Genomic DNA, 7570 nt, shown 5'->3' with positions numbered 1-7570 from the left:
GGCGACCAGAACGGTCTGCGCCTGATCCTCCTAAGGTTGCACGTCAATCTTTCGGAAGCGCGTTCTGTGCGATCTATTCCGGCGGACCTGTGCATCTGGGAGGAAGCGAGCAGAGGTGCAGCACGTAGGCACCGTACGGCGTCCAGTGCCTAACGAGATCGAACGAGACCATCCTCTCCATTGTGTTCTCGATGCCGCGACGGCTGGGACACGACGCGCACACCTCAACTGCATGGAGCTATTCGGGCACTTCGATTATCCGACCCTGCCGGTGTAGCAATTATTGCATTAGTTAGATGTAATCGCTGGCGGCCGGGAGACCCTCGTGACGACGCTTCCGGTCGCCAAGCCGTTCGGGACCGCGAGCGTTCTGGCCAACCAGCAGTGGCTGTTCACCGGCAAGAACTCCGGCGCCCATCTCCAGCCACCCTCGCTAATGGCCCGGACGGAACCGGCTCGGAATCAGAACCCGCGCCAGCCGCAGTACCGCCATGGTCCATCTGGCCTCGACCACGCCACAGGTCGTGTTTGCCCAGCTGATCGGCGTCAGCATAGGCACCGCGACCCGCTGGGCCGAACTGTCCGGGGCGGCCTGGAACAGTTACGCCGCGGCCCGTAGCTGACGCGCGTCACGCCGTCGAGATTCACCGACTGCCGGATCTGGCTCAGCGCAGGTCCAGGATCCGGCGGAGCTCTGCGAATGCTTCCCGGACCACTGTGTAATGAGCCCACCTGCCGCGTTGCTCTCGGACCAGCAGACCGGCCTCGACGAGTTTCTTAAGGTGGTGACTCACGGTTGGTTGGCTGATGTCGAGCGCCTCGATGAGATCGCAGGCGCACACGGCCTCACAACCTTGGGCCGCCACGTGCGACAGCACGCGCAGCCGAGCCGGGTCCGACAGCGCTTTCATCCTCTTCGCGAAACGCTCGGCGTCGGCTGCTCCGATCGGAGCCTCGGCCAGCGAGCAACACTCATCCGGCGCCGCGGCGACCATCGTCGGCTTCTCCACTGCGATGCTCATCGCCCCATCTTACATTGACGGTCATCGATGTGGCGGTTAGCGTGGCGGATAGACATTCATCGATACGAGGACCCCAGCGGATGAGCACGACAGCAACCACGCCTGCGCAGAGCGCCGCGCCGGTGATCAAGGAGATGTCCTTCCTGGACCGGTGGTTGCCGGCCTGGATCGTGCTCGCCATGGCCATCGGACTCATGCTGGGGCGCTTCGTGCCTGGCCTGAACACCGCATTGGAGGCTGTCACGATCGGTGAGGTCTCGCTGCCGATCGCTATGGGGTTGCTCGTGATGATGTATCCGGTGCTGGCGAAGGTCCGCTACGACGAGACTCACCGGGTGACCGGCGACAAGCGGCTGCTCGGGCTGTCGCTGGTACTCAACTGGCTCGTCGGTCCGGCACTCATGTTTGTCCTGGCCTGGGTCTTCCTGTCCGACCTGCCCGAGTACCGCACTGGTCTGATCATCGTGGGCCTGGCTCGGTGCATCGCCATGGTCCTCATCTGGAACGACCTGGCCTGCGGTGACCGCGAGGCCGCCGCCGTCCTGGTAGCGATCAACTCGGTGTTCCAGGTCTTCGCCTTCGGCGCACTGGGCTGGTTCTACCTCCAGCTCCTGCCGTCGTGGCTGGGCCTGCCGACCACCTCGGTGGACTTCTCCGTCTGGGCGATCGTGGCTTCCGTGCTCGTGTTCCTCGGCATCCCCCTGCTCGCAGGGTTCCTCACCCGCGTGTTCGGTGAGAAGGCCAAGGGACGGCAGTGGTACGAGGAGAAGTTCCTGCCCAAACTCGGGCCATGGGCGCTGTACGGGCTGCTGTTCACTATCGTGCTGCTGTTCGCACTCCAGGGCGAGGCCATCACCTCCCAGCCCCTCGACGTCGCCCGGATCGCCGTCCCGCTGTTCATCTACTTCGCGCTCATGTTCGCCATCGGCCTGCTTGCCTCGAAAGCCTCAGGCCTCAGCTACGCAAAATCGACCACTGTGGCTTTCACCGCCTCGGGCAACAACTTCGAACTGGCCATCGCCGTGGCGATCGGCACCTTCGGCGTCACCTCCGGCCAAGCCCTCGCCGGAGTCGTCGGCCCCCTCATCGAGGTCCCCGTCCTCGTCGGCCTCGTCTATGTCGCCCTGCGGGCCGGCCGGCGGCTCTTCCCGAACGACCCCACCGTCCCCGCCCGCAGAACTCAGGAAGCCCGACCATGACCACCGCACCCGCTCCCAAGCCCAGCGCCCTCTTCGTCTGCGTCAAGAACGGCGGCAAGTCCCAGATGGCCGCCGCACTGCTCCGACACCGGGCCGGCGATGCGATCGAGGTCCACTCGGCCGGCACCAAGCCCGGCGGGTCACTCAACAGCCTCTCGACCGAAGCGATCGCCGAGGCCGGGGCCGATATGGCCGGCGAGTCCCCGAAGCCCATCGACCCCGAACTACTCGCCCGCGTGGACCGGGTCATCGTGCTCGGCGACGAAGCACACGTCGAACCCCTCGACGGCATGACCGGGACCATCGAGACCTGGCACACCGATGAACCCTCCACCCGCGGCATCGAGGGCATCGAGCGGATGCGCCTGGTCCGCGACGACATCGACCTCCGCGTCCGCACCCTCCTGACCGAACTCACCGACACCTGACCCCGGCCCGCCTGATCGTACGGCTCCGCATGAGCCAACTCATCGACCCTGGCTCTACGCACCGATGGCAATGCCGTCGTGCGACAATAGAAAAGCGCCCCTCGCGGCGCCCGGTGGTGGGGCTCACCGGCACCAACCTCACGGACGTGACAACGGTCCCTATCTCGACACTGCGCGCCACGGCGCGCGCCTGTGAGATAGGAGACTGCCGATGACAGACGAGCTGTCAGTCAACGAACCGCTCGACACCGACGCTGACACTGGGCCGGGTCTACGCGGCATCGGATTGGTCGCCCTCGGCGGAACTGTCGGAACCCTCGCCCGCTACCTGCTCGACGCGCTTATCGGAGACACGGCCGGACTCCCGCTGGGCATCTTCATCATCAACATCACGGGCGCATTTCTGCTCGGTGTCCTCATCGAGTCCCTACCCCTCGGCGGCCCAGACCGCGGACGACGACGCGACCTACGCCTGCTGCTGGGCACCGGACTGCTCGGCGGCTACACCACCTACAGCCTGCTCGCGAGCGACATCGCCGCGCTGCTGATCGGCCACCACATCGCCGAAGCGCTCGGTTACGGACTCGCCACCGTTCTCCTCGGCAGTCTGGCCAGCTGGACCGGCATCCTCACCGCCCGCACCCGAAGGGCACGCTCATGAACGAACTGCTCCTTGCACTTGCCATCGCTCTCGCTGGCGGAATCGGCTCAGCACTGCGCTACCTAGCCGACAACAGCCTGCCCGCACGACTTCGCGCCCGATTCCCGTGGGGCACCATGATCGTCAACCTCACCGGCTCACTCCTCCTGGGCCTGGTCACCGGGCTCACCCTCGGCCATCCGTGGGGCGCGATCTTGGCCACTGGGCTACTCGGCGGCTACACCACCTTCAGCACCGCCAGCCTCGAAAGCATCCGCCTGCTCATCGCCAAGCGCTACACCGCAGCGCTGCTCCACGGCCCCGGCATGCTCATCACCTGCACGACGCTGTCCATCACCGGAATCCTCATCACCACGCCATAGCCTCGGCCACCGGAACGGCGCTCCGGGCCGTGGGTCTGCAAACTGCCCCAGCAACCTCCGGGTCCTCCACACGCACCTCACCAGCATGGATTACGAACGCTTCGAACACTTGCCTACGCCAGTTGGGAGCTGAGCGGCATGGATGTGTTCCCCGACTTCGACGGCCTGGAAGGAATCGGTGACCTGCGGGAGGTGATCGGTGCGCTGCTCACGTTCGTGCTCATCACCGCGGTGCTGATGTTGATCGTCTGCGCGATCGCCTGGGCCATCGCCGCCGCCAACGGCAACCATTCTGCGGCCACCAAGGCGCGCGTCGGGGCATGGACCGCACTGGGTGCTGCGGTTCTGGCTGGCGGTGGGGTGGCGTGGATGAACTGGCTCATCGGGCTCGGCCAGCAACTCTGAGGCTCTGCCGGTCCTCGACCTCGTCGTGGCTGCGGCGACACTGGGGCGAACGGTGCACCTGACCGACGAACCCCTTCCGCGTCCCCGCCCCTCGGGTGGGTCCGTTCGTCAGGAGACACCATCGTGTTCGATCTCATCTCCGTTCTGCCGGCGCTCGCGCCGATGAACATCAACATCGACCCCAACAGCGACGGCCTGCCCGGTATCGCCCAGCTACGCACGATCGTCGGCGCCGTCATGACCATCGGTCTCATCCTGTCCGTCCTGGCGCTGATCATCTCGGCGATCGTGTGGGGCTTCGGCGCCAACTCCTCCAACCCGCACCTGGCGGGCCGGGGCAAGGTCGGCGTTCTCGTGAGCTGCGGGGCCGCGGTGATCTGCGGCGCGAGCGTGACGCTGATCAACTTCTTCTGGAACGTCGGCCAGCAGGTCTGACCCCACCCCAATCGACTCGACCTTTGAGGAGTGATTCCCGGTGGGTGTGTGCGACGTCCCCATCATCTCGTCGGTCTGCGATACCGCCGGCGAAGCCGCCGCCAGCCTCGTGGCCGCGCCGTTCGACTGGCTTGCCCAAGCCATGGGCGCCGCCGCCGGGTGGCTGTTCGAGGCCGTCTGGACCGTGTTCGACACGACCACGTTGGTCGATGTCACCCGCGAGGAGTATGTGGCGGTCTACAACATCCTGTTCGGCATCGCGGTGTTCGTGATGCTGATCTTCTTCTGCCTCCAGCTGATCACCGGGCTCATCCGCCGCGACCCCACCGCCCTGTCCCGCGCCGCGCTCGGGCTCGCCAAGTCGGTGCTCGGCTCGTTCGTTGTCATCACCCTGACGGCGTTGTTGTTGGAGATCGTCGATCAGCTGTCCATCGGGATCATCCAGGCCGCCGGGGAGACCACCGAATCGATGGGCGACAAGATCACTCTGCTTGCCGCCGGGCTGGTGGGGATCAATATCGCCGCGCCCGGGGTGGGGGCGATCATCACGATCTTCCTCGCCGGTCTCGCGATTGCCGCGGCCGCCATCGTCTGGCTGTCGCTCCTCGTGCGCAAGGCACTGCTGCTGGTGGCGATCGTGCTCGCACCGCTGGCGTTCTCCGGCGCCTCGTGGGATGCCACGCGGGGGTGGATCGGGAAGTGGGCGATGTTCGTCATCGCCCTGATCTGCTCCAAGCTCGTCCTCGTCGTCATGTTCCTGGTGGCGATTACCCAAGTGTCCGCGCCGATCGATGGAGACCTGTCCTCGGTGTCCGACCCGATCGCCGGGATCGTGCTGATGGCAATGGCTGCCTTCGCGCCGTATCTGACGTACAAGTTCCTGTCGTTCGTGGGCTTCGACATGTACCACGCGATCGGCTCGGAGGAGGACGCCAAACAGGCACTCAACCGGCCCATCCCGACACCCACCAAGCCCCAGGGCGGCGGTGAGCCGAAGAAGGTCCTCGACGGTGGTGGTGAAGGCAGCGGCGGTAAGTCCGGTGGCGGGGACGACGGCGACGGCGGCGGTGGCGGTGGCGGTGGCGGGAAGCATCCGCCGCAGCCAAAGACCCCCGCACCCCAGGCCTCGGGCGGGGGCAAGGCCGCTGCGAGCGGGTCTGCGGGAGCTGGCGCGAGTGGCGGAGCCGGGGCCGGTGCTGGTGCTGCGGCGGCTGGTCCGGCCGCCGCGGCTGTGATCGGCGCCAAGGTCGCCAAGGATGCCGCCACCGCCGGACCCAAGGTCGGCAAAGCCCTCGGGGGCCAGGGCGAAACCGCCGCAGACGCCGCCGGGCAGACCGGGAGCACGCCGCCGCCGGCGGCTCAGACAGGGCCACCGCCGTCCTCGTCGGCGCCCAAGGCTCCACCCGCTGCGGAGCCGAAGACGTCCTCGCCAGGCACATCAACGCCGCAGCCGCGTCCGCCGAAGCAACCACCGCCACCGGCGCCGAAGCCGACCGGAAAGGAGTAAGGGCGGCCATGACCGCGAAGCAGAACGAGCGCACGGTGTCCTCGGAGCTGGTGCCGGTGAAGTTCTCCCGCCTCACCCGGCGAGGCGTGCTGCTGGGCCTATCGCTATCCCAGCTCATCACGCTGGCGATCGGCGTGCTGGCGGTCGTCGGCGCGCTCTACGCCGGTGGCGGCATCCTGCTGGCCTACACCGCACCAATCTGGGTGCTGGCCGCGGCGCTGACCTGGATACCCGTCGCCGGACGCCCGGCTGTGGAGTGGCTGCCAGTGGCGTTCTGGTGGCTCTGGCGCACCACCGCCGGCCAACTCTTGTATCGGCGGCGCGTGGTGACACCGCGTCCGGTCGGCACCCTCGCACTGCCCGGTGACGTGGCCCGGCTGCGCGAGTACACCGACCCCGACACGAACGCCGGGATGATCCACGACCCCCACCAGCAGACCCTGACGGTCATCTGCGAGGTGTCGCATCCGGCATTCGTGCTCCTCGATCCCGGCGAGCAGGAACGCCGCGTCACCTCCTGGGGACGAGTCCTCGCCACCGCCTGCCGCTCCGGACGCATCGCCACCCTCCAAGTGCTGGAGCGCACGCTGCCGGATTCGGGAACCGGCCTCGCAGAATGGTGGGAGGCTCACGGGACCGACGACGACACCTGGGCAGCCACCACCTACGCCGAACTCATCGACCGTGCCGGCCCCGCCGGCGAGAGGCATGCCACGACGCTATCCCTGAGCCTGGACATGAAGACGAGCGCGCGACAGGTCAGAACCGCAGGCGGCGGCATCCGCGGCGCCGCCGCAGTCCTGCGCCAAGAGATGTCCACCCTGGTCGCCGCGCTCCGCTCGGCCGACCTCACCCCATCCGGGTGGCTCACCCCCGGGCAGATCGCGGTCATCCTCCGCGGTGCATACGACCCCGCCATCGCCGCCACGCTCGCACGGCACGGCGAACTCGGCCAATCCCTCGCGACCGCCGGACCGGTCGCCGTCAACGAGTCCTGGACAAGGCTACGCACCGACTCGGCCCACCATGGCGTGCTGTGGGTCTCGGAATGGCCACGCTCGATGGTCTACCCCGGCTTCCTCTCACCGGTGTTGCTCTCTACCGGCATCCACCGGTCGTTCTCGCTGATCTGCACCCCGATGCGCTCCGACCAAGCCGCACGGGACATTCGCAAGAAGAAGGTCGAGCACATCTCCGACCACGCCCAACGCGCCAAGATCGGACAGATCGAAGACGCCGCCCACACCGCTGAGTACCAGGACGTGCTCCAGCAAGAGGCCGATCTGACCGCCGGCCACGGAGTCCTACGCTACACCGGCCTCATCAGCATCTCCGCACCCTCCGTCGACGAACTCGATGCGGCCGTGGCGGCGATCGAGCAGGCCGCGATCCAGGCCTCCTGTGAGACCCGGCTGCTCGTCGGGCAGCAGGCCGCCGCCTTCACCGCTGCCGCGCTGCCGCTGTGCCGCCGCATCTGACGCGACGCCTGGGCCAGTCGTGTGGCTGAGCGGGTGCACCTGACCAGCGACCCCGGATGTCGGGGCACTCGCT

General features: G+C 67.3%; 9 protein-coding genes. 8 read left to right on the top strand and 1 reads right to left on the bottom strand.

The window, feature by feature from the left end:
• Nucleotides 1-665 precede the first annotated feature (665 nt).
• On the bottom strand, nucleotides 666-1022 hold the full coding sequence (locus ODE13_RS15835; protein WP_322480127.1) for a metalloregulator ArsR/SmtB family transcription factor: 357 nt from the start codon (nucleotides 1020-1022) through the stop codon (nucleotides 666-668).
• Between the two features lie 80 nt (nucleotides 1023-1102).
• On the opposite strand from ODE13_RS15835, the gene arsB reads away from it, so the two are divergent.
• The 8 genes from arsB (at nucleotide 1103) to ODE13_RS15795 (ending at nucleotide 7497) form a co-directional block, all read left to right on the top strand.
• Nucleotides 1103-2221 (top strand): ACR3 family arsenite efflux transporter, encoded by a 1119-nt coding sequence (gene arsB, locus ODE13_RS15830; RefSeq protein ID WP_322480126.1) that lies wholly within the window; start codon nucleotides 1103-1105, stop codon nucleotides 2219-2221.
• On the top strand, nucleotides 2218-2649 hold the full coding sequence (locus tag ODE13_RS15825) for a low molecular weight phosphatase family protein (RefSeq protein WP_322480125.1): 432 nt from the start codon (nucleotides 2218-2220) through the stop codon (nucleotides 2647-2649). The genes arsB and ODE13_RS15825 overlap by 4 nt, the downstream gene beginning before the upstream one ends.
• Before the next feature lie 211 nt (nucleotides 2650-2860).
• Entirely contained in the window at nucleotides 2861-3310 is a 450-nt protein-coding gene (locus ODE13_RS15820; protein ID WP_322480124.1) for a fluoride efflux transporter FluC, read from the top strand.
• Nucleotides 3307-3672 carry a fluoride efflux transporter FluC gene (locus ODE13_RS15815; protein WP_322480123.1) on the top strand — a complete coding sequence of 122 codons (366 nt, stop codon included), beginning with the start codon at nucleotides 3307-3309 and terminating at the stop codon, nucleotides 3670-3672. The genes ODE13_RS15820 and ODE13_RS15815 overlap by 4 nt, the downstream gene beginning before the upstream one ends.
• A gap of 138 nt (nucleotides 3673-3810) precedes the next feature.
• Entirely contained in the window at nucleotides 3811-4077 is a 267-nt protein-coding gene (locus tag ODE13_RS15810; protein ID WP_322480122.1) for a DUF6112 family protein, read from the top strand.
• 162 nt (nucleotides 4078-4239) lie between these two features.
• A complete protein-coding gene (locus tag ODE13_RS15805) occupies nucleotides 4240-4512 on the top strand; it encodes a DUF6112 family protein (protein WP_416210744.1) in 273 nt (90 codons plus the stop codon).
• Nucleotides 4513-4552: 40 nt separating this feature from the next.
• Complete coding sequence (locus ODE13_RS15800; RefSeq protein ID WP_322480120.1) at nucleotides 4553-6019, top strand: conjugal transfer protein TrbL; 1467 nt, start codon at nucleotides 4553-4555, stop codon at nucleotides 6017-6019.
• 8 nt (nucleotides 6020-6027) lie between these two features.
• Nucleotides 6028-7497, top strand: coding sequence for a PrgI family protein (locus ODE13_RS15795; RefSeq protein WP_322480119.1), 1470 nt, complete (start codon nucleotides 6028-6030; stop codon nucleotides 7495-7497).
• Nucleotides 7498-7570 lie beyond the last annotated feature (73 nt).

Origin of the sequence: Nesterenkonia sp. HG001, assembly GCF_034438835.1 — a bacterium.
GTDB lineage: Bacteria > Actinomycetota > Actinomycetes > Actinomycetales > Micrococcaceae > Nesterenkonia > Nesterenkonia xinjiangensis.
This window is presented reverse-complemented; position numbering and strand designations above follow the sequence as displayed.

Excerpts from the sequence above, each read along its gene's own strand:
- ODE13_RS15835 (WP_322480127.1), bottom strand. The coding sequence starts at position 1,022 with ATGAGCATCGCAGTGGAGAAGCCGACGATGGTCGCCGCGGCGCCGGAT.
- arsB (WP_322480126.1), top strand. The coding sequence starts at position 1,103 with ATGAGCACGACAGCAACCACGCCTGCGCAGAGCGCCGCGCCGGTGATC.
- ODE13_RS15825 (WP_322480125.1), top strand. The coding sequence starts at position 2,218 with ATGACCACCGCACCCGCTCCCAAGCCCAGCGCCCTCTTCGTCTGCGTC.
- ODE13_RS15820 (WP_322480124.1), top strand. The coding sequence starts at position 2,861 with ATGACAGACGAGCTGTCAGTCAACGAACCGCTCGACACCGACGCTGAC.
- ODE13_RS15815 (WP_322480123.1), top strand. The coding sequence starts at position 3,307 with ATGAACGAACTGCTCCTTGCACTTGCCATCGCTCTCGCTGGCGGAATC.
- ODE13_RS15810 (WP_322480122.1), top strand. The coding sequence starts at position 3,811 with ATGGATGTGTTCCCCGACTTCGACGGCCTGGAAGGAATCGGTGACCTG.
- ODE13_RS15805 (WP_416210744.1), top strand. The coding sequence starts at position 4,240 with ATGAACATCAACATCGACCCCAACAGCGACGGCCTGCCCGGTATCGCC.
- ODE13_RS15795 (WP_322480119.1), top strand. The coding sequence starts at position 6,028 with ATGACCGCGAAGCAGAACGAGCGCACGGTGTCCTCGGAGCTGGTGCCG.